The 21,823-nt window shown below is 42.9% G+C and carries 21 protein-coding genes; 11 read left to right on the plus strand and 10 right to left on the minus strand.

Annotated elements, in window-relative coordinates:
- The 4 genes from JWQ85_RS02635 to JWQ85_RS02650 form a co-directional block, all read left to right on the plus strand.
- Positions 1–597: ATP-dependent Clp protease proteolytic subunit (locus JWQ85_RS02635; protein ID WP_299463503.1), on the plus strand; the 597-nt coding region annotated here is incomplete at its 5' end.
- Positions 598–744: 147 nt separating this feature from the next.
- Positions 745–1,983, plus strand: coding sequence for an ATP-dependent Clp protease ATP-binding subunit ClpX (gene clpX / locus JWQ85_RS02640; RefSeq protein WP_299463506.1), 1,239 nt, complete (start codon positions 745–747; stop codon positions 1,981–1,983).
- 137 nt (positions 1,984–2,120) lie between these two features.
- Positions 2,121–2,981 (plus strand): AMP nucleosidase, encoded by an 861-nt coding sequence (locus JWQ85_RS02645; protein ID WP_299463509.1) that lies wholly within the window; start codon positions 2,121–2,123, stop codon positions 2,979–2,981.
- A 266-nt stretch (positions 2,982–3,247) separates the two neighbouring features.
- Positions 3,248–4,609 (plus strand): pyridoxal-phosphate dependent enzyme, encoded by a 1,362-nt coding sequence (locus JWQ85_RS02650; protein ID WP_299463512.1) that lies wholly within the window; start codon positions 3,248–3,250, stop codon positions 4,607–4,609.
- Between the two features lie 127 nt (positions 4,610–4,736).
- Here the strand turns inward: JWQ85_RS02650 and JWQ85_RS02655 are convergent, their stop codons facing one another.
- The 3 genes from JWQ85_RS02655 to JWQ85_RS02665 all read right to left on the minus strand — a co-directional run bounded on the left by JWQ85_RS02655 (position 4,737) and on the right by JWQ85_RS02665 (position 8,625).
- Complete coding sequence (locus JWQ85_RS02655) at positions 4,737–6,293, minus strand: glycosyltransferase family 39 protein (protein ID WP_299463515.1); 1,557 nt, start codon at positions 6,291–6,293, stop codon at positions 4,737–4,739.
- Between the two features lie 130 nt (positions 6,294–6,423).
- Positions 6,424–7,731, minus strand: a complete 1,308-nt coding sequence (gene murA / locus JWQ85_RS02660; RefSeq protein WP_299463518.1) for a UDP-N-acetylglucosamine 1-carboxyvinyltransferase — start codon at positions 7,729–7,731, stop codon at positions 6,424–6,426.
- A 153-nt stretch (positions 7,732–7,884) separates the two neighbouring features.
- Complete coding sequence (locus JWQ85_RS02665) at positions 7,885–8,625, minus strand: DUF4290 domain-containing protein (protein WP_299463521.1); 741 nt, start codon at positions 8,623–8,625, stop codon at positions 7,885–7,887.
- A gap of 257 nt (positions 8,626–8,882) precedes the next feature.
- On the opposite strand from JWQ85_RS02665, the gene JWQ85_RS02670 reads away from it, so the two are divergent.
- Positions 8,883–9,992: a mandelate racemase/muconate lactonizing enzyme family protein gene (locus JWQ85_RS02670; protein WP_299463524.1), complete on the plus strand. Its 1,110-nt coding sequence runs from the start codon at positions 8,883–8,885 to the stop codon at positions 9,990–9,992.
- A 242-nt stretch (positions 9,993–10,234) separates the two neighbouring features.
- Here the strand turns inward: JWQ85_RS02670 and JWQ85_RS02675 are convergent, their stop codons facing one another.
- The 4 genes from JWQ85_RS02675 to JWQ85_RS02690 form a co-directional block, all read right to left on the minus strand.
- Complete coding sequence (locus tag JWQ85_RS02675; RefSeq protein ID WP_299463527.1) at positions 10,235–11,605, minus strand: dipeptidase; 1,371 nt, start codon at positions 11,603–11,605, stop codon at positions 10,235–10,237.
- 449 nt (positions 11,606–12,054) lie between these two features.
- Complete coding sequence (locus JWQ85_RS02680; RefSeq protein WP_299463530.1) at positions 12,055–12,426, minus strand: hypothetical protein; 372 nt, start codon at positions 12,424–12,426, stop codon at positions 12,055–12,057.
- Between the two features lie 152 nt (positions 12,427–12,578).
- Positions 12,579–12,914 (minus strand): YbjQ family protein, encoded by a 336-nt coding sequence (locus JWQ85_RS02685; protein WP_299463532.1) that lies wholly within the window; start codon positions 12,912–12,914, stop codon positions 12,579–12,581.
- Between the two features lie 34 nt (positions 12,915–12,948).
- A complete protein-coding gene (locus JWQ85_RS02690) occupies positions 12,949–13,869 on the minus strand; it encodes an alpha/beta hydrolase (protein WP_299463535.1) in 921 nt (306 codons plus the stop codon).
- A 76-nt stretch (positions 13,870–13,945) separates the two neighbouring features.
- Between JWQ85_RS02690 and JWQ85_RS02695 the strand changes: the two genes are divergently transcribed.
- From JWQ85_RS02695 to JWQ85_RS02715, 5 genes are all read left to right on the plus strand, one after another.
- Entirely contained in the window at positions 13,946–14,728 is a 783-nt protein-coding gene (locus JWQ85_RS02695; protein WP_299463538.1) for a Rossmann-like and DUF2520 domain-containing protein, read from the plus strand.
- 19 nt (positions 14,729–14,747) lie between these two features.
- Positions 14,748–15,080 (plus strand): 2Fe-2S iron-sulfur cluster-binding protein, encoded by a 333-nt coding sequence (locus tag JWQ85_RS02700; RefSeq protein ID WP_256538128.1) that lies wholly within the window; start codon positions 14,748–14,750, stop codon positions 15,078–15,080.
- Between the two features lie 29 nt (positions 15,081–15,109).
- Entirely contained in the window at positions 15,110–15,352 is a 243-nt protein-coding gene (gene iscX / locus JWQ85_RS02705; RefSeq protein WP_256538127.1) for a Fe-S cluster assembly protein IscX, read from the plus strand.
- 74 nt (positions 15,353–15,426) lie between these two features.
- The gene (locus tag JWQ85_RS02710) at positions 15,427–15,948 is read left to right on the plus strand and encodes an HAD family hydrolase (protein WP_256538126.1); all 522 of its coding nucleotides are present in this window, start codon (positions 15,427–15,429) and stop codon (positions 15,946–15,948) included.
- Between the two features lie 46 nt (positions 15,949–15,994).
- A complete protein-coding gene (locus JWQ85_RS02715; protein WP_299463547.1) occupies positions 15,995–16,567 on the plus strand; it encodes a Maf family nucleotide pyrophosphatase in 573 nt (190 codons plus the stop codon).
- Positions 16,568–16,679: 112 nt separating this feature from the next.
- Here the strand turns inward: JWQ85_RS02715 and JWQ85_RS02720 are convergent, their stop codons facing one another.
- Positions 16,680–18,650 (minus strand): M1 family metallopeptidase, encoded by a 1,971-nt coding sequence (locus JWQ85_RS02720; protein ID WP_299463550.1) that lies wholly within the window; start codon positions 18,648–18,650, stop codon positions 16,680–16,682.
- A gap of 142 nt (positions 18,651–18,792) precedes the next feature.
- Here JWQ85_RS02720 and JWQ85_RS02725 point away from each other — a divergent pair, with 142 nt between their 5' ends.
- Positions 18,793–19,503, plus strand: coding sequence for a carboxypeptidase-like regulatory domain-containing protein (locus JWQ85_RS02725; RefSeq protein ID WP_299463553.1), 711 nt, complete (start codon positions 18,793–18,795; stop codon positions 19,501–19,503).
- On the opposite strand, the gene JWQ85_RS02730 is transcribed toward JWQ85_RS02725, so the two are convergent.
- Positions 19,500–20,429 carry an exopolyphosphatase gene (locus JWQ85_RS02730; RefSeq protein WP_299463556.1) on the minus strand — a complete coding sequence of 310 codons (930 nt, stop codon included), beginning with the start codon at positions 20,427–20,429 and terminating at the stop codon, positions 19,500–19,502. The genes JWQ85_RS02725 and JWQ85_RS02730 overlap by 4 nt on opposite strands.
- Positions 20,430–20,569: 140 nt before the next feature.
- Positions 20,570–21,823 carry an ABC transporter permease gene (locus JWQ85_RS02735; RefSeq protein WP_299463559.1) on the minus strand — a complete coding sequence of 418 codons (1,254 nt, stop codon included), beginning with the start codon at positions 21,821–21,823 and terminating at the stop codon, positions 20,570–20,572.

Consider the following 21,823-nt stretch of genomic DNA (forward strand, 5'->3'; position numbering starts at 1 on the left):
CCAATGGGCTATACGCCTTATATTATTGAGGAACGCCAGTTAAACATCTCGCAATTAGACGTGTTCTCGCGTTTAATGATGGACCGTATTATTTTCCTAGGCGATCCTATATATGATCAGAACGCTAATGTTATCCAGGCGCTGTTATTATTTCTACAATCGGCCGATGCAAAACGTGATATCCAGCTTTACATTAACTCTCCGGGTGGATCTGTTTACGCCGGCTTAGGTATTTATGATACCATGCAATTAATATCAAATGATGTAGCTACGATTTGTACCGGTATGGCTGCATCAATGGGCGCGGTATTGCTTTGCGCCGGTGCCGAAGGTAAACGTGCTGCATTACCACACTCAAGGGTGATGATCCACCAGCCATCAGGCGGTGCTCAAGGCCAGCAATCTGATATCGAGATATCTTACCATGAGATTACTAAACTGAAAAAAGAATTATACCAGATCATTGCTGATCATAGCGGTGCAACATATGACAAAGTTTATTCTGCATCAGACCGTGACTACTGGATGATAGCCGAAGAAGCCAAAGAATTTGGTATGATTGACGAAATATTAAGAGGTAATAAAACAAAGAAGTAATTTGATAGTTAGAATATTAGTCGGTAAGTCCAAAAGACAGTAAAGTTCGTAATTGGACTATATCTTTCGGGCTTGCTGACTGTCTAACTTCTGGACTTTGTATATATCATACCAATTGAGTAAATTTGTTTAACAAGTAATATCACAATGAATAAAAATAGTAAAGAGATAAGGTGTTCGTTTTGCGGAGCAGGCAAGCAAGACTCACTGATGCTTATAGCGGGGCTGGATGCACATATTTGTGATAAATGCGTTAACCAGGCTAACGAGATATTGGCCGAAGAGTTAAAAGTACGTAAGGTAAAAGCCTCGCCAAATGCTCCCGCGATATTAAAACCAGCCGAAATAAAAAGCCACCTTGATCAATATGTTATTGGCCAGGATGATGCTAAAAAAATACTAGCCGTTGCTACTTATAACCACTACAAACGCTTAAACCAGCGTATTGATAAGGATGAGGTGGAGATTGAAAAATCAAACATTATTATGGTTGGCGAAACTGGTACAGGTAAAACCTTACTGGCTAAAACGCTGGCTAAAGTATTAAACGTTCCGTTTTGTATTTGCGATGCTACTGTATTAACAGAAGCTGGTTATGTAGGTGAGGATGTTGAAAGCATTTTAACCCGTTTGCTTCAATCTGCAGATTACGACGTAAACACTGCCGAACGCGGTATAGTTTATATTGATGAGGTTGATAAAATTGCCCGCAAAAGCGATAATGCATCCATTACCCGTGATGTAAGCGGCGAAGGTGTACAGCAAGCGTTACTAAAGATACTGGAAGGTACCATGGTTAACGTACCACCACAAGGCGGGCGTAAACACCCCGATCAAAAAATGATCACGGTTAACACCAGCAACATCTTGTTTATTTGCGGTGGCGCGTTTGATAGCATCGAGAAAAAGATAGCTAACCGCCTGCGTACCCAAACTGTTGGTTACAAAATGAAGCGCGACGACAGCGAGATAGATATGAAGAACCTGTACAAGTACATCACCCCGCAGGATCTGAAATCGTTTGGCTTGATCCCCGAACTTATAGGCCGTTTACCGGTATTAACTTATCTTAACCCGCTTGACCGCGAAGCACTGCACAATATATTAACAGAGCCAAAAAACTCCCTGCTTAAACAGTACAAAAAATTGTTTGAGTACGAAGGTGTAAAGCTGGAGTTTGATATCGATGTGCTTGATTTTATTGTTGATAAGGCAATGGAATTTAAACTTGGCGCACGTGGTTTACGCTCGATATGTGAAGCTATCATGATTGATGCCATGTTCGAGTTCCCGTCTAAAAAGGATGTGAAACGTTTGAACGTAACATTAGAGTATGCCAGGGAGAAATTTGAGAAGAGTGATCTTAAAAAGTTAAAGGTGGCTTAACAATTATTTGATAGTTTAAAATTATTTTTGTATATTACACACTAACCCTGGTGAACGCACACCGGGGTTTGCTGTATAAAAGGGTTTTTGAAAAGCCCAATTATCAAATACATACACACAAAAAAGAGGAAAAAAAGATGAACGAAGAATTAGATGTAAAGAAAGACGAAAACACTGTACCGGCAAAAAAGATAAAAGAGATACAATCGCCGGTAAAATCAGGATTAAAAACAAAAGAAGCTATAGTAGCTAATTGGCTACCGCGTTATACCGGCCGCCCGTTAGATGCCTTTGGCGAATATATTATACTCACCAATTTTTCTAAATATCTGCAGCTGTTTTCGCAATGGCATAATGACGCGCCTATAATGGGGCTGGATAAGCCAATGCAAAGCGTAACTGCCGATGGTATCACTATTATCAACTTTGGTATGGGCAGTTCAGTTGCAGCTACTGTAATGGATTTGCTTACCGCTATACACCCCAAGGCGGTTATATTTTTGGGTAAATGCGGCGGTTTAAAAAAGAAGAACAACGTAGGCGATCTGATCCTGCCCATAGCTGCCATACGGGGCGAAGGTACATCAAACGATTATTTGCCTGCAGAAGTGCCCGCACTGCCTTCATTTGCCTTGCAGAAGGCTATATCAACTACTATACGCGACCACTCACGCGATTATTGGACCGGAACCTGTTACACCACTAACCGCCGGGTTTGGGAGCATGACAAAGTCTTTAAAAAGTATTTGAAAGAATTGCGCGCTATGGCCATTGATATGGAAACGGCAACCATTTTTACTACGGGCTTTGCCAACAAAATACCAACCGGCGCATTGCTGCTGGTATCTGACCAGCCCATGATACCGGAAGGTGTTAAAACCGCCGAAAGCGACTCGAGCGTAACAGAACAATATGTAGAAACCCACCTGCGTGTAGGGATACAATCGTTAAAGCAATTAATAAACGTTGGTTTAACCGTGAAGCACTTGAAGTTTTAAGTTGGTGAGTGGTTGATTGAGTTGATTAGGTGAGTGGTTTTTAACCATTTACTACTCATCAATAACCACTCACCGCCCGCCGTCATCCCGAATTTATTTCGGGATCTCACAGGACGGGCCTGTGAGTGATTGATTAGGCAGGTGTTTTCTAACCATTCACTCTCACCCAATCAACCACTCACGGAACAATTAATTCAAATTCTGACAGAATAAATTGCTAATTTTGAACATATCCTGTAAGTATACAGGTTTAGTAGATTTTATATATGTGGTACAATAATATACTGGAAACCATTGGCAATACGCCCCTGGTAAAATTGAATAAAGTAGCAAAAGATATACCCGCAACGGTATTGGCTAAAATAGAAACTACCAATCCCGGCAACTCTATTAAAGACCGTATGGCCCTTAAAATGATTGAAGATGCCGAAAAAAGCGGTAAGCTTAAACCGGGCGGTACTATCATTGAAGGAACATCGGGCAATACAGGTATGGGCCTGGCCATTGCAGCGGTTATAAAAGGCTACAAATGTATTTTTACCAGTACCGATAAGCAATCAAAAGAAAAGTTTGACGCCTTGCGTGCTTTTGGTGCCGAGGTTATTGTTTGCCCCACAAATGTTGAGCCGGAAGATCCGCGTTCTTATTACTCGGTATCATCTCGTTTAGAGCGCGAGGTGCCTAATTCATGGAAACCAAACCAGTACGATAACCTTTCTAACTCGCAGGCACATTATGAACAAACCGGCCCCGAGATTTGGGAACAAACCGAAGGTAAAGTAACCCACCTGATAGTAGGGGTGGGTACAGGTGGTACTATATCTGGTACAGCAAAATTTTTGAAAGAAAAGAACCCAGCTATCCAAATTTTGGGTATAGATACTTACGGTTCAGTATTTAAAAAATATAAAGAGACCGGTGAGTTTGATAAGAACGAGATCTATCCGTACATCACCGAAGGTATAGGGGAAGACTTTTTACCGCAGAACGTTGATTTTAGCCTGATAGACCACTTTGAAAAAGTGACCGACAAGGATGCCGCTCTAATGACCCGCGAGATAGCTCGCAAAGAAGGCATATTCGCTGGTAATTCAACCGGCTCGGCTGTGGCAGGTTTACTGCAAATGAAAGATAAGTTTAAAGAAGGTGATGTAGTTGTGATCATATTCCCTGACCATGGTACCCGTTACCTGGGCAAAATGTATAACGACGATTGGTTGCGCGATCGTGGTTTCCTGAAAGAAGAGAAGCTTACCGCACGCCATATCATCGGCAAAAAAGAAAATCTGGAGATTGTTACCATCGATTGCGAAAAGACTGTCCTGGAGGCTATAAATACCATCAAATCGCTTAATATTAGCCAGATTCCCGTTACCCAAAAAGGTATGGTGATCGGTAAGATAACCGAGAGTGATATTTTAGATTCGCTGATAGAGAACCCGGCCATTAAATCGCAACCGATCAAAAACATATCAACCGCGCCATTCCCTTTTATCGATTTGAATACCTCTATCGATAAAATCTCCAGCATGATCAATAAGGACAATATTGCTGTGCTTGTTGAGGACGATAACGGTAAAATAGCGATCATCACGCAGTACGATATCATCAACGCGATATCGGCATAGATATAATAAAGATCATATAATGTAGAGACGCGATACTTCGCGTCTCTTTTTGTTAATGTCAGTCTGAGCTTGTCGAAGACTTAGCATACCGATGCTTCAACAAGCTCAGACTGACACTTCATTTTTATTACTGCAATCTTTTTTTTGCTAATTCTTTCCGGTAAACCTCATTTAACTTTTGTGACGGATTAACAAGCAAATAGATACGTGTTCCTTTTTCGCGTGCCAGGGGATTTAACACCTCGCCGGTTTTACGATAACTTTCTAATAACGGACTAAGCCTTCTTTCAACATTATCATCATCATCTACATAAATTATGTAATGGGCATTCAGATCATCGGCCGCCCAAAGTTGAAAGCTGCTGCTAAGCGACACCACTTCCGGTAAATTATATTTATGCCTGTAATGATGTATGGCACCCGCCTCACCGTAATTGTCGGCATATATCTGTGTGTTTTTTTGTTGTTCGGGTGTAAGGCTGTCGTAGGTGTCTGATACCTTTTTAGCCATTTCATCCCAGCCCAGCATGTCGGCATAATCTTGCGTTAGGGGGTGTTGTTTATGATCTTCCCAAGTGGTTATAAAATTCAGGAACGGCATGTTTTTTTGTGCAAACCGGAAATTCGCCAACGTGCTATTAAGCGAAAGTATAGGCAACACCAGTGGTAATAATAGCAGGTTGGGCGCAACAAAAAGTATGATAACAGCCGTGCGCAGGGCATATGCATTTCTTTTTAATAATTGCTCAAAGGCAAAACCGCCCGCGGCAAACAGCATAGGGTAGGCGCCAAACAGGTAATAGTTTTTACCATTCATTTGCAGCAGGAACAGGAATATAAGGATGTAGGCAATAGCCAAAAACCTAAACCTGCGTAGGCGGAAAGAGAATAGCAGGCTAATAAAACCCGTAAACCAAATAACTATCGAGGGGCCGTTTACCAAAACTTGTTGCATTACAAAATCCAGTGGCTTTACATAATCCAATTGGGTTTCTCTTAGCTCTTTCATATGGTGGATAACCGGCAAATGGTGGGCAAACTGCCAGATAATATTAGGCAGAAATATAAGTATGGCTATCAATGCCGAAAACAATACATGCTTGTTAAATAGTAGTTTACGTTCCCTGCTTATTAAAATACCAATAATAAGCGACACGGTAAAGAAGACCATGGTGTACTTGGTAAGCATACCAAAACCAACAGCTACGCCCAGCCAGTATAAATATTTTACAGTAGCGGTATTTAGGTAGCGTACAAAAAGCCAAACGGTTACCACCCACCATAACTGATCAAATACTACAGGCTGGAAAAGGTACCCCGATGCAGCAAACGCGGGGGCGAGGATCAGCGCTAAACAAGCCAGGGTAATTGCAAACCTGCGGCCGCCTATTTCGGCGGTGATTTGCCCGGTAAGCCAAATAATAAATGCGCTGGCTATGGTTGAAAAGATCCGCGCGGCAAAAACAGAATGGCCAAAAACAGAAAGGGTTATTTTTGCCAGTACGGCTATAAAAGGGGGTACTTCTTTATAACCCCAATCCAAATGATCGCCTAAAACCAAATGCAGTAATTCATCACGGTGGAAACCAAAGTGACTGATAGCAAACAGGTTGAGCACTATTTTTAATGCGACAAAGATCAGTATAAAGGTAGAATACGATGATCTCCGGTTTTTATAAGGCATTGATGGATATAATGGTTGTGCTAAAGGTAGTAAAATTGGAGAAAGGACGAAAAGACAAAGGACAAAAGATAAAGTGCACTTTTCCACTTATCCTTTGTCCTTAATCGTTTGGTCTTTTATCTAAAGAGAATTATACTCTTTTTATATCGGCACCAAGCGCTTTTAGGCGCTCATCAATGTTTTGGTAGCCACGTTCTATTTGTTCGATATTGTAAATGGTTGATTGGCCCTGCGCGGATAACGCAGCTATCAGTAATGATACCCCGGCACGTATATCCGGCGATGTCATAGAGATACCACGCAGTTGCACCATTTTATCTAAACCAATAACGGTTGCACGGTGCGGGTCGCAAAGGATAATGTTGGCACCCATATCCAGCAATTTATCTACGAAGAATAAACGGCTTTCGAACATTTTCTGGTGGATCAACACCGAACCCTTAGCCTGTGTGGCAACAACCAGCACAATGCTCAACAGATCGGGTGTAAAGCCCGGCCATGGCGAATCGGCAACGGTTAGTAACGAGCCATCTATGAAAGTATCTATCTCGTAATGATCTTGCGATGGGATGTAGATATCATCACCGCGGCGTTCCAGTTTAATACCCAAACGTTTAAACACGTCAGGGATCATACCCAGTTCGTCGTAGTGTACGTCTTTAATGGTAATTTCAGAACCTGTCATGGCGGCAAGGCCAATAAACGATCCTATCTCTATCATATCAGGCAGCATGCGGTGGTCGGTACCACCAAGCTCGCTAACACCTTCAATAGTTAACAGGTTGGAGGCAATGCCGCTAATTTTTGCGCCCATGCGGTTAAGCATTTTGCAAAGCTGTTGCAGGTATGGCTCGCAGGCCGCGTTATAAATAGTAGTTGTACCTTTTGCAAGCACGGCAGCCATTACAATGTTAGCCGTACCGGTAACAGATGCTTCATCAAGCAGGATATAAGTACCCTGTAGGTTAGATGCATCTACGTTATAAAAGCCATTTTCGGGGTTGTAATCAAACCTTGCGCCTAATTTTTCAAAACCCAGGAAGTGGGTATCTAAACGGCGGCGGCCAATTTTATCGCCACCCGGTTTTGGGATAGCTGCCTTGCCAAAACGCGCCAATAGCGGCCCCAATATCATAATAGAGCCACGTAAACCGCCGCCCTTTGTTTTAAATGCTTCAGAAGTAAAAAAATCCTGATCTATCTCTTTAGCTTCGAAAGTGCAGGTATCGCGCGATATGCGGTTCACCTCAACACCCATGTCGCCCAGTAACTCTATCAGCTTGTTTACATCCTGTATATCAGGGATGTTGCTGATGGTCATTTTTTGGCTGGTTAGTAACACAGCCGATATAATTTGTAATGCTTCGTTTTTTGCGCCCTGTGGGATGATCTCGCCTTTAAGCTTTTTACCGCCCTGTATTTCGAATGCGTTTCTCATAGTAAGTTCATGGTTGATGGTTCATAGTTCATGGTCTGATTCATATCGTCAGATCATGCCCGGGCACAAAGATTATAAAATAATCGCAATTGCACCCAAGCCGTGTTCCTTTGTCTGTGAACAATGAACCGTAGGCTATGAACCAATAATCAATTAGTATTTTTTAGCCCCTCCGGGATTACGGTTACGGTTATTTTGGTTGTTATTATTGCGTGGGTTGTTATTGTTGGTGCGACCACCGCCACCACCACCACTGCCACCACGGTTGTTTTGGGTACGCCCGCGGTTGTTGTTGTTTTGGCTGTTGTTGTATGTATTAGTACGGAACTCAACACGGTTAAGGTTAATGTTCTCTTCCAACTTTAACGTACCGCCAGATAAGGCGTAAAGGTCAGACAGGATAGTTTCATCGGCAACCGAATCTTTGTTCCATTGCACGTATGCCATTTTCATAAAATTGGCTATAGCTTGTACCATGTGGCGCTTACGGTCGGGCTCTTCAATGGCCTTAGCCTTCTCTATCATCATTTCGATGGTTTTACCGTAATGTTTGTATTTTATACGCTGATGCGGATATTTAAGCGGCTCGGGCTTCAAGTGGATAGCCTCGGGGCTTGGCTTAGGGTACGGCGAATCTACATCCAACTGAAAATCGGATATAATGTGCAGGTGATCCCAAAGTTTGTGCTTAAAATCGGCTACGTCACGCAGGTGAGGGTTTAGAAAGCCCATTAGGTCTATAACCACTTGTGCGTATTTGTTGCGTTCTTCTTTGGTTGGTAACGCTACAATATATTTCACCATATTTTGCACGTTACGGCCATATTCAGTAAGTAAAAGTTTGTTCCTGGTTGAGTTATAATCAAACGGACCAGGCAGATTTGTTAATGCCATGTATATTTTTTTAATTAAATAAAATCTCTTGAAGTATTTTTCGGCTCATGGACGGTTTCTTAAAACAGAGGGCAGAAACCGGAGAGTCGAAATGAATGCGTACGAAGTACTAACGCAAATATACGGTAAATGTGTTAATGTACAAATTTTGTTAGACCAGAGATTTTTTCTCGCGCAAAAGCGCAGAGACGCTAAGATTTAATATATTGCTTTGCGTCTTCGCGTCTTTGCGTGAAACATTCTATAATTAATTCAATATGTCACAAGTTATCATCACCTCAATAGATATTTACCGTTTCAGTATCCCCATGGAGCCCTTTACTATAGCTACCGGCACTATGGACCATGCGCAGAATGTGTTTATCCGCATCCATACCGGTAAAGGTTTTTACGGCGTGGGCGAATGCTCGGCCTTCCCCATGATAGTGGGCGAAACGCAGGATACCTGCCTGGCTATGGCAAAAGATTTTGCTAAACTTTGGATAGGGAAAGATGCGTTGGATATTCCTGCCCGTATGCAGCAGCTGCATGACGCCGCCGCGGGTAACACTACCATTAAAAGCGCTTTTGATATTGCCCTGTATGATATAGCATCCAAAAATGCAGGATTGCCTTTATACAAGTTTTTAGGTGGCGAAAGGCGTATGGTTGAAAGCGATATCACCATCGGCATATATACACCCGAAGCCATGGCCAAAAAGGCCATTGATTTTAAAACATCTGGCGCTCATATTTTAAAAGTGAAACTGGGCAAAGGTGCCGAAACCGATGTTGAACGCATTAAACAGATCCGTGAAGCTGTTGGCGGGCAGATGAAGATACGGGTGGATGCCAACCAGGGCTGGAGTTTTGACGACGCAGTTTTTGCCTTGCAGGCGATAGGCCAATATGATATTGAGTTTTGTGAGCAACCTATGCGCACCTGGTATGATGACCGCCTGCCCGAACTAATGAAGCTATCGCCGGTGAAAATTATGGCCGATGAAAGCGTTTACAATCACCATGATGCACGGATGCAGATAAACAGCGGATCGTGTGATTATATCAACATAAAAATGGCAAAATCCGGCGGGATACTGGAAGCTAAGAAGATCCATGATACTGCTGCAGAAAAAGGTATTCCCTGTATGATGGGGGGCATGCTGGAAAGCCGGATAGCCTTAAGCGCCAAATTACACTTTGTGTATGCCAGCCCCAATATTAAGTTTTATGATATGGATACCTGTATGCTTGGGCACCTTGTTGACCCTTGTATTGGCGGTGTAACTTACAATGGGTACAAGTTAAACATTAGTGATGCGCCGGGAATAGGGGCAGATGCCGATGATGAGTTTTTATCCAAATGCGAACTTGTAACCATTAAATAACAAATAAGCCAATGGATTTGATCCATTGGCTTATTTGTTAAAGCAGGACATGCCTTCTTTTTCTTGGAACGCTGTTACTTGTTTGTTTTGTAGCAGCATCTTTCTCGGGCTTAGAACTTTTTGGGGTGTTCATCTCCTTGGATGCCTCACTCTTTGGGTTGTTTTTTGTTTCCATAGCACCTACATTAATTACAAATAAAATAGATGCTACGCCGATATTGTTTCGATTTCAAAAAATAAATCTACTTGCTTAATTCAGCAAAGTACTTGTGGAATAATGGGATGGTTTCAATTCCCTTGTAGTAGTTAAAAATATCGTATTTCTCGTTTGGCGAGTGCAGGGCATCGCTATCCAAGCCAAAACCCATTAATACAGTTTTTAAACCCAGTTCCGCTTCAAATAAAGCTACAATAGGGATACTGCCACCGCCACGGGTTGGGATAGGCTGCTTGCCAAATGATTCGGCAATGGCTTTTTGTGCCGCTTTGTAGGCAATGCTATCGGTTGGGGTAACCACAGGCTCACCACCATGATGCGGGGTTATTTTTACTTTTACGTAAGGCGGCGCTATCTTCAGAAAATGATCTGTAAACAGTTGGGTTATTTTATCAGAGGTTTGGTTTGGCACCAACCGCATCGAAATTTTGGCACTGGCTTTTGACGGTAATACCGTTTTAGCGCCTTCGCCAATGTAGCCACCCCAAATACCGTTTACCTCAAGGGTAGGGCGGGTGCCGGTACGTTCAAAGGTGGTGTAACCCTTCTCGCCCCAAACTTCGGCTATATCAAGGTCTTTTTTGTATTCTTCTTCGTCGTAAGGCGCGGCGTTTAGTTCCGCGCGCTCGGTTGCGGTTAGTTCGGTAACATCATCATAAAAACCGGGGATAGCGATATGGTTATCCTCATCATGCAGGGAGGCTATCATTTTAGCCAGAATAGTGGCCGGGTTTGCCACCGCACCACCGTATACACCAGAGTGCAGGTCGCGGTTAGGGCCGGTAACTTCCACCTCGAGGTATGACAAGCCACGTAAGCCGGTTTCCAGCGAAGGGTGTTCCATGCTGATCATAGAGGTATCAGATATCAGCACCACATCGGCCTTTAAACGTTCTTTATTTGCTTTTACAAATATGCCCAGGTTGTTTGAGCCTACTTCTTCCTCGCCCTCAATCATAAATTTGATATTGCAGGGCAGGGTATTGGTTTGCATCATCAGCTCAAAAGCTTTTACATGCATGTAAAACTGGCCTTTATCATCACAAGCGCCGCGGGCATATATTTTACCATCGCGAACGGTAGGCTCAAATGGCGGGGTTTTCCAAAGTTCTAATGGGTCGGGCGGTTGTACGTCATAATGGCCGTAAACCAATACCGTTGGTAATGAAGCGTCAATTATTTTTTCACCATAAACAATAGGGTAGCCTGCGGTTTTGCAAACCTCTACTTTGTCGGCACCTGCGTCCGTTAATTTTTTGGCTACGTAATCGGCAGCGTTTAAAACATCAGGAGCATATTTTGGGTCGGCGCTTACAGATGGGAAACGCAGTAATTCGAAAAGTTCGTCAAGCAGGCGCTGTTTATTGTCTTCTATATATTGCTTTATTACTTGCATAGTAGGTGTAATTTGAAGCAAAGATAGAAGTTTATTTTTGTGAGGAAGAGGTTTCACGCAAAGACGCGATTAGTCAGTCTGAATTTTAAAATCAGCGGCCTATGAGGGTGAATGACATTAATCTTTGCGAAGCCATGCAGCGTGTCCGCCTATATTATAGTACATTTTGCTTGTGCCTGGTATGGATTTAATGGTGACGTTATTTCGTCAGTAGCTTAATTTAAAAATCTCTGATTATCAGCTATTTAATAATGTTCACGCGCGTTCACGGCCGTGAACGTGAACACTTTTCGCCGCTATTTATAACGAATTGTCATGGGTAACCAGTCCAAGACTTATAATCTTTCGCGCCCTTGTTGATGTTGTCGCCAACAAGTTGCCTGATACCAAGTTAAATTTTAAGACCTGCCCTGATTGTTGTTGGTGACAACACCAACAACGGCATAGATTTAACGGATGTTGAGCGTATCGGCGATCTCTTTATCTGCATATTCGAAAGGGATATTTTTTGTTTCATATCGGTTTTTGATATGTAATGTATATTTTCCTTTATCTTTTATGATTGTGTCGCCCACGTGTATTTGATCATAAACCCTTAATAAATAGCCCGTCTCATTCATGAATGTAGTGTCGTGATTATTATCGAGTCTTCTGCCATATAGTGTAACGTCGCGCTGCTTATTACTTTTCGCCGTTATGATCATTTTAAGATCCACTTTATTTTTCCAATAAGAAAAGATATCTTCTTCTGTTGCTCTCGGTACGCAACCCGAAGTGCCCAAACAGATGTTTAAGAATAAGATGATAATTTTATTTTTCATTTATTTTAAATGTTGTTGTTGATAATACCAACAAAGACACAAAGTTGTCATTTCGAACGACAGAGAGAAATCTTGTTCAAATGATAAGTGGCGAATCATGCATAATGAACAAGATCTCTCCTCGTACCTCGTTCGAGATGACATTGGGAATATTATTCAGCTGTTTTCTCAACTACCACCGCTGTACCATAGGCCAATACCTCGGTAATACCCTGCATCACCTCGTTGGCATCATAACGCATGCTGATAATAGCGTTTGCACCTAAAGCCTGGGCGTGTTGTATCAGCAGGTGATAGGCCTCTTCGCGGGCGTTTTCGCAAAGCTCTACATAAACAGACAGCCTGCCGCCAAACAGCGATTGTATACCACCGGCAAAATTGCCTACCACGCTGCGGCTGCGCACGGTAATGCCGCGCACTACACCTAAATGTTTAACAACCTTGTAACCGTCTAAACCGGTGCTTGTAGTAATGAGTGAAGTATCCATTGTTTTTAATTAGTGTTTATTTATGGTTTAGATATTATTTCTTCAGAAATGTTACCAAAGCAGGGTTAACCAAATCCGGCTTCTCCATATAGGGGAGGTGCGCGGCATCGTCTACCGGCAAAAATTCGGTTTTTAAAACGCTGCGTATCGAATCGCTATAATTAAAAGGTACGGTCTTATCTTCCTTACCCCAAATAAGTAATACCGGTTTGTGCGTATTGTTGAGTGCTATATTACTTTGGCGACCATTATAATCGTAATTGTATATAGTAGAAACCAATGCATGGCGGAAACCTTTGTACTCCATTTGCGGCCGGTATTGCTCCACCCAGTTAGGGTAGCGGTCGGGATATTTAAAATCTGTCAGTTGGCCCTGGGCGCGGTCATCAGCATGGGTTGCTTCGTAAAAATCAGCCACAAATGATGGTACCCCCGGTTTGTCTGACGGGTAAGCAGGATCTATCAATACTACCTTGTTTACTTTATTGGGGTAGGCTACAGTAAAATCGGTAGCCAATTCGCCACCAAACGATACACCAATTAGGTTCACCGGTTGTTTAAGATGCAGTTTTTCTATCAGGTCATTTATCTGCCCAAAATAAAGCTGCTTATTGTAAACCACGTTCGGCCTGTCAGAATAGCCACGGCCAAACTGATCGTACCGTAAAACGCGGAAACCGTGCTCGGTCAGGTACTCATAAGTGCCGTTCCATATATAATAAGGCACACTAAAGCCATGTATCATAATAATAACCTTGCCGGTATCGGGGCCATCCAGTTCGTAATGGGTAACACCCTGGCTTAGTTCAATGTAGCTGCCGTTTGTATTCTTCCTCAATTCGTAGGTAAGTTCTTTTTTTTCGGGGTTATAATGATTGTATATAATATAAAGGGCAGCGCCGCCAAAAATTGCCAGTACTATAATAAATACAAGCAGGTTCTTTAGAAATTTCATGGAGGGGTTAAGGATATTAATTAAAGAATAAAAATAACAGAAATATTTAATTTAGCAGCTTAATTAATAATAGCAAATGCGTATTACCATTATTGGTTCGGGCAATGTTGCCACACATTTATCGGCAGCGTTTAAAAATGCAGGCCATAGTATTGCGCAGGTTTACAGCCGCAGTATGCATAACGCGGCTTTGCTGGCCTATCATGTTGGTGCCGAAGCAATAGATAAGCCCGAAGATATTAATGCCGATACCGATATTTTCATCCTGGCCATTAAGGATGATGCCATACCGGCATTTATTCCGCATTTGTCTTCCTTCGATAAGCTCATTGTACATACATCCGGTGCGGTTGATATGCAGGAAATACTGAAACTAAGTGATAAGGCGGGCGTGTTTTATCCGCTGCAAACCTTCAGTAAAACAAAAGAGCTAAATTTTTGGGATGTGCCATTATGTATTGAAGGGGCAGACGAAACCATTACTAAAACTTTAGAAGAGCTTGCCCGCAGCATTAGTAATAATGTTTACCGGGTAAATTCTGCTCAGCGCAAGGTATTGCATTTGGCTGCCGTGTTTGCCTGTAATTTTACCAATCACCTTTATGGCATTGGCGAGCAGCTTTTGGCAGGAAGTGACATGAGCTTTGATATGCTGCGCCCGCTAATAGCTGAAACAGCCGACAAAATTAAGCAGCACTCGCCTGCGGATGTACAAACCGGCCCCGCCATACGTAACGATGAATTTACGATGCAGGCCCATCTGCAAATGCTTGATGGAAAGCCCGGTTTACAGGAACTTTATACACTGTTAAGTCAGGATATTATCAAAAACCATAACAAGCCTAACGGGGATAAGTAATTTTGTTACTTTTGCCAAAATGAATATTTTTAAAGTAAAGATAAACTTCGAGGAGAAGGACCACGAAACTGTGGAGCTTGCAATAGCCGAGGGTGAATCTGTATTGGACGTTTGCCTGGAAAATGGCATTGAGCTGCAACATAACTGCGGCGGTGTTTGCGGTTGCAGTACCTGCCATATATATGTAAACAAGGGGATGGATAACATCCAGGAGATATCTGATAAGGAAGAAGATTTTATTGACAGGGCCGTTAACCCGCGCATTAATTCGCGTTTGGGTTGCCAATGTGTAATAATTGATGGCGATATTGAAGTTACCCTGCCAAACCAATCAGACTTTATGGGCCATTAATGCTAATTAGTTAAACTCACAACCAAAAAATGAACGACGATAAATTCGCCCTGCCGATACACTGGAACGACTACGAAGATATAGCCCTGAGCCTATACGAAAAGTTTGGCGACGATTTTGACGAATCAAAAATATACCGCATCCGCTTTACCGAGCTGTTGGAATGGGTACTTTCCCTGCCAAACTTTGCCGGCACGCGCGAGCAATCAAACGAAGGCCACCTGGAGCAAATACAATCTGCATGGGTGTACGAGTGGAGAGATAATCAATAGTTTCAGTTTGCAGTATTTAGTGGGCAGTTTGTAACTAATAAACCAGTGAACTAATGAACCAATCAACTAATTAAATGGAATCCTTTTTAACCAAGCTTAAAGATATAACCACATTTATTTTTGATGTGGATGGCGTACTAACCGACGGGTCGATATTTGTGACCGAAACCGGCGTGCAAAGCCGTGCCTTTAATATTAAGGATGGTTATGCCCTGCAACTGGCCGTAAAATGTGGTTATAATGTTGCTGCAATATCTGGTAGCCGGTCAAAAAGCGCATTGTTTCGTTTAAATAGCCTGGGTATAAATGATGTGTATCTGGGTGCGCATACCAAATCTGAGCGATTTAAAATTTACATCGAGGAAAAAAGCATCAACCCGGCCAACATCCTTTACATGGCCGATGATATCCCCGATCTGGCTGTGATGAAGCTGGTTGGCTTACCGGTTTGCCCCGCGGATGCCGCCGAAGAAATTAAAGCTATTTGTACCTATGTTTCGCCTTATGCCGGCGGCAAAGGCTGTGCCCGTGATATTATTGAAAAAGTAATGAAGGTACAGGGTAAATGGATGAACGCCGAGGCGTATAGCTGGTAGGTGGTTAAGTCAAAAATGTAAAGTCAAAAGTCAAAAATTTCTTAGCATGAGTGCTTTTCCAAAGATAATTCTTGCATCAAAATCGCCAAGGCGGCAAGAGCTTTTAAGGATGATGGATATTGATTTCCGTGTGGTTTTAAAAGAGGTAGATGAATCCTACCCGGATGGCTTAACGCCCGCAGAGATAGCCGTTTACATTGCCGCCAAAAAAGCCGAAGCATTTGATGAAGATGTTACTGGCGAAGTAGTACTTACCGCCGATACCATTGTAGCTATTGACGGCCTAATATTAGGCAAACCCGAATCATCTGAGCATGCTGTAGAAATGCTGCAGCGCTTATCGGGCAAGGTGCACGAGGTTTATACCGGTGTTTGCCTGCTGCACAACCACCAATACAATAAATTTTACGACCGTAGTGAAGTGTTTTTCCGCAAGCTTACCGAACACGAGATCCGCAGTTACGTGGAAGAATATCAACCTATGGATAAAGCCGGCTCATACGGCATCCAGCAGCGTATAGGCCTTATCGGCATCGAACGCATTAATGGCTCGTATACCAATGTGGTAGGGTTGCCTACTGAGAAGGTTTATCAGCAGTTGGTAAGATTGAAATCTTAGTTTCTCAGGACATTCAAGCCCACGCAATGACGTGGCCGGTGTAGAGACGCGATACTTCGCGTCTCCTTTATGCAAATTCAGCATGTAGGTTAAGACGCGAAGTATCGCGTCTCTACAGTTTCTTTGAATTATTCTTCCTGTTCACATCCGGTAAGGCATTATCCGGATCAATGGTTACGCTTTCAACTTCCTGCGTGGTTGGCAGGATGTAGGTGGTTACTTTGTTTTGCAGCCATGTCTCAACCGGGAAATAGATGCGCTGCTTGCTGCCATCCTTTAGTTTAGCTTCAACGGTAAATGGCATGGCCATCATTTCTTTATTGGCAATGGTTAATTTCACGCCTTTGCTGTGGTCCTTATCCACGTATTTGGCATCAATGAGGGCTATATCCAGCTTGTAATTATTGTAGAACCATCCACGCCAAAACCATGACAGGTCTTCACCTGCGCCGTTTTCCATCGAACGGAAAAAGTCATCCGGCTGTGGGTGTTTGTAGGCCCATTTGTTAATATAGTTACGAAACGCATAATCAAACCTGTCCTTACCCAGGATCTGCTCGCGCAGCAATATTAAGCCAAAGGCCGGTTTAAAATAGGTGAGGGGATGGCGATACTTCTCTGGAATGGCATCCGGTGCGGTCATAATGGTTGGCGAATTTGGGTCGATAATATGCGCGATGATCTCATCGGCCGGGTTGCCACCACCGGGGGCGTATTCACCATCGCGTTTTGGAGCGTACTCGCCTTTGTTGAACGCGTCAGATGCGTAAACATCTATAAAAGTATTAAAGCCTTCGTCCATCCAGGCAAAGCGGCGTTCGTCGCTGCCTACAATCATCGGGAACCAGTTGTGGCCTATTTCGTGCGCGGTAACAAAAAATAGTTCAACGCCTTTATCGTTCATGCCATCAAACAATATACCCGGGTATTCCATGCCGGCTGCTATGCCCGCCTCATTTATGGCAGTAGGATAAGGGTACGGGTACCACTTTTCGGAAAAGTGCTCAATAGCGCCCTTCAGGTATTCTGTTGATCGGTCCCACGCATTATTGCCCTGGCTTTCTACCGGGTAAACAGACATGCTCATTGATTTTTTACCACCCGGCAAGTTCACCCTTGCAGCATCCCAAATAAAGGCTTTAGAGGCGCCAAAGGCCACATCGCGGGTATTCAGCATTTTGTAATGCCAGGTTAGTGTGCCTTTATTTACCGGGCGCGATGATGGGTCGGTAACCTCGGCCGCGGTACGGATCATTATTGTTTTGTCGCTGTTACGGGCAGCCTCTAAACGGCTAATTTGTTTGGCAGTTAGTACTTCTTTGGGATTCAGCAGATCGCCGGGGCCGGCCACTAATACATCCCACGGTACGGTTACGGAGTAGTCGATATCGCCATATTCACAATAAAATTCACCGCTGCCTAAAAATGGTGCGGTTGCCCAGCCACGGCTATCATCATAAACACACATGCGCGGGAAGAACTGGGCTATTTCGAAGATCTTTCCGTTTTTGGTATCCACATAATCGGTACGGCCGCCAAAAGCGCCGGGGATAGTGTAATGGTATTTGATGCTCAGCTTTATAGGGCCTTTACCCATTGGCTTTGCCAAACGGATCTGCATACGGGTATCGGTAATAACAAAATTGGCCCTTCTGCGCTCATCGCCATTATCAATATATACCGATTCTATTTCGTAGCCACTGGTGTGTTGCGTAGCCTGCGCGCCGGTAACAAAGTTAGAGCGGGCATCTTTTTTATAAGTGTTTTGGTCAAGTTGCAGCCACAAGTATTGCAGTGCATCGGGACTATTGTTTACATAGGTAATTTCGGCTGTGCCGCTTAAGGTTTTGGTAACGGTATCCAGCTTTACAGCCAGTTTATAATTTACATGGTTTTGCCAGTATTTAGGGCCGGGCTCGCCATTGGCAGAGTGAAATTCGTTTCCCTTTTCGGTATATGGCAGGGGCGAAAACAGCACTGATGGCTGGTAATTGGTAGTTATGGTATCGTTAGGGTTATTTTTTTGTGCCTGTACGAAAAAGGCGGAAAGCAATAATAAAGAAGTGCCGATAATTTTTTTCATGTTGTGAGCGACGATAAGCGAAGCAATATACAAAGGTTGCCGAACAATTTGATTTTGTGTTAAGAAAGTTATAATTGAAAAAAAATATGAATTAGGTTATGGAAAGCTGCGGGTTGCTGCATCTGATAAGAAACACAATGTTATGCAACCTATTCAAAAGATCACCATCCCCGAAGCATGCCACCAACAATGGCAGCAAATGACAGCTGTTGACAACGGCAGGCATTGCCAACAATGCTGTAAAACTGTTACAGATTTTACGGTAATGTCAAACATCGAAATATTAAATTACCTATCGGCGCATAAAGATGTTTGCGGGCGATTTGATAAAGAACGGTTGGAGGTGTTGAATACAGAACTTAACCAAGAAGTTAAAATACGTTTTGGATGGAAGAAACTGGCATTAGCCGCGGCGTTAGCAAGCTTATTTACAACCATAAAAGCTGAGGCAAAATCGCCCGAAATAACTGTTAAAGCCTCTCCGTCTTTTAAAAATGCAGAAGAGGTACCAACTTCTGATACCACTGCTTATATTACTATAAGAGGTAAAGTTATAGGAGAAGATGATAACAGTCCACTACCGGGCGTTTCTATCAGAGTTAAACACTTAACCATAGGTGCATTAACCAATGCAAATGGTGAGTTTAACTTTAAAGTACCTGTCACTGCCGATAGCTTAATGATATCATATATAGGATATGAGAATTATGAAGTTAAAGTTGCCGATCTTACCAAAGAATCTAATTGCGTGTCATTGAAAATGAGGTCGGTAATGTTAGGCGGGGCTATAACCGTTGTAAGGCGGGTACCGTTCTACAAAGCCTGGTGGTACAAACTTAAGCGCGTATTTTAACCCAGCATCTGCGCCAGCACACCTTCTTTTAGCGAGTAGGTAGACATAGTAACATCGGCTAAACCCATTTTTTGCATCATGTAAATTGTAATTAAGCTTGCTACTACTATCATATCTACCCGTACCGGGATAATGCCTTTCATATTGGCGCGTTGGCTGTGGGTTGATTTAATAAGTCTTTCTATCAGGTCTAAAAGTTCATCAATATCAAATTCATAAACCTTGGTTTTCTTTATGTCGAATTTTTTGCCTTTCTCCAGTTCAATAACCTCGGCAAAGCTCTCGAACGCGCCGGATGACCCGATAAGAATAGAAGGCTTGTACTTTGATGCGGCCAAAAATAGCTCGGGTAATTTTGTGTTTAAGTATTTGGTTAACTCTTTTATGGATAGCACGGGTATAGGGTCGGTTTGGTGAAACTTGTCCATTAACCGGGCGGCGCCTATTTCAAAGCTTTGCTTCCAAAGCACTTCGTTATCGTTACCGATGATAAATTCTACACTGCCGCCGCCAATATCCATTATCAGGGCGTTATCGTCGCTTAAGCAGCCGCTGGCTTTTATGCCATTGTAAATGTAGGCTGCTTCCTGTTCGCCATTAATAAGTTCTATCTGGATGCCGGTTTTTTCTTTTACCTCGCGGATAAAGTCCACGCCGTTACCTGCGTTACGAATGGCAGATGTGGCAATGGCCCTTATCTCGGTCACCTTATTTTCTTCGATGTGTTTTTGAAAACGCTGCATGGTAGCAACGCCGCGTGCAAAGGCTGCCGGCTGGATAATGCCTTTATTGATTCCCCCTTCGCCCAGCTTTACACCTTCGTTGGTGTGAAATATCTCCATAAAATTATCCGCAGAACCCTCTGCTATAAGCAGATGAAAGGTATTTGTACCCAGGTCCATTACAGCAATGCGTTTGTTATTCATCGTTGGCTAAAATAAAAAAATCCCTGCTAAAGTTTGGCTTAAGCGGGGATTTAAATATGATAAGGTTAAGGGCATTCGGTGAGGACACCGAACACAGGGTATAATAAATATCTCGTGGCTGGTGTCCTCACCTTCACATACTATTCTTTATAAAAGAACCATTTGGCCAATTCTTTAAAGCTTGCTTTTTTACCATACATTAATACGCCAACACGGTAAATGCGTGCTGCAACGTAGGTAGTAAATAAGAAGCCGATTATCATCATAAACATTGACAAACCTAATTGCCAGTCGGGAACGCCGCCAAACGGTACCCGCACCATCATAGCTACCGGTGCTGTAAAAGGTATTATTGACAACCATACTGCCAGCGGACTATCAGGCGCCCGGAACAATACCGATACCGACAAAATATAGGTAAACAGCAACGGCAGCGTTATAGGGAACATAAATTGCTGAGTTTCGGTCTCGCTGTCAACAGCGGAGCCTACTGCTGCAAATAATGCGCTATACAGCAAGTATCCTGTGATAAAGTAAAACAGAAAACATCCCAATATGTAGCCGAACGGAATGGTTTGCAGGGTTTCTAAAACACCCCCCATAGGGCTACCCGGCCCTGATGCGGCCTGCCCTGCAATTTTTGTTGATATGATTGATAATACTATCCATGCGGTAAACTGAGTTAAACCTACCAGGCCAACGCCAATAATTTTACCAAGCATCAGCTGAAAAGGTTTTACCGATGATATGATGACTTCGATGATACGGCTGGTTTTTTCTTCGATAACACCACGCATAACCTGGGCGCCATATATGAACAATGCTAAGTAAATAAATATAGCACAGGCAATACCTACCATCATTGATGGGCCCACATTAGCATCTTTGGTGCCGGTTTCAGTTACCTCCATGGCATTAACAGATACCTTGCTTTTTTTAGCCTTGTTTAAAAGTGCTGTATCAATATGATTAGCCAGCATAGTATTGGTTGAGGCTATCTCATTCATCTGGTCCTCTACTTCACCGGTAAGGGTAAATGACGGTTTCTTTTTAGAGAAAAACTGTACGGGCTTGTGAGCGTAATCTTTAGATATTAACAGCACAGAAAGGTCCTCATTGTCTTTAAGGCCTTCTTTGGCTTTCTCTACAGGTTCATTGGTAGGAATAAATTGTATGTTTTTGGCGTTCTTTAGCTTGCCTTCAAACATATGGCTTTCGTCTATAACCTTTACAATTTGTGGTTTCGAGATCTCCATGCTATCCTTAGCTATAAAAGCAATTAGTGCCGACATGCCCAATATCAATAAGGGCACCACAAATATCATTACGATAAAGCTTTTTTTGCGCACACGGGTTATATACTCGCGCTGTATGATCAATAATACTTTATTCAT

The organism is Mucilaginibacter sp. (assembly GCF_028288105.1).
GTDB lineage: Bacteria > Bacteroidota > Bacteroidia > Sphingobacteriales > Sphingobacteriaceae > Mucilaginibacter.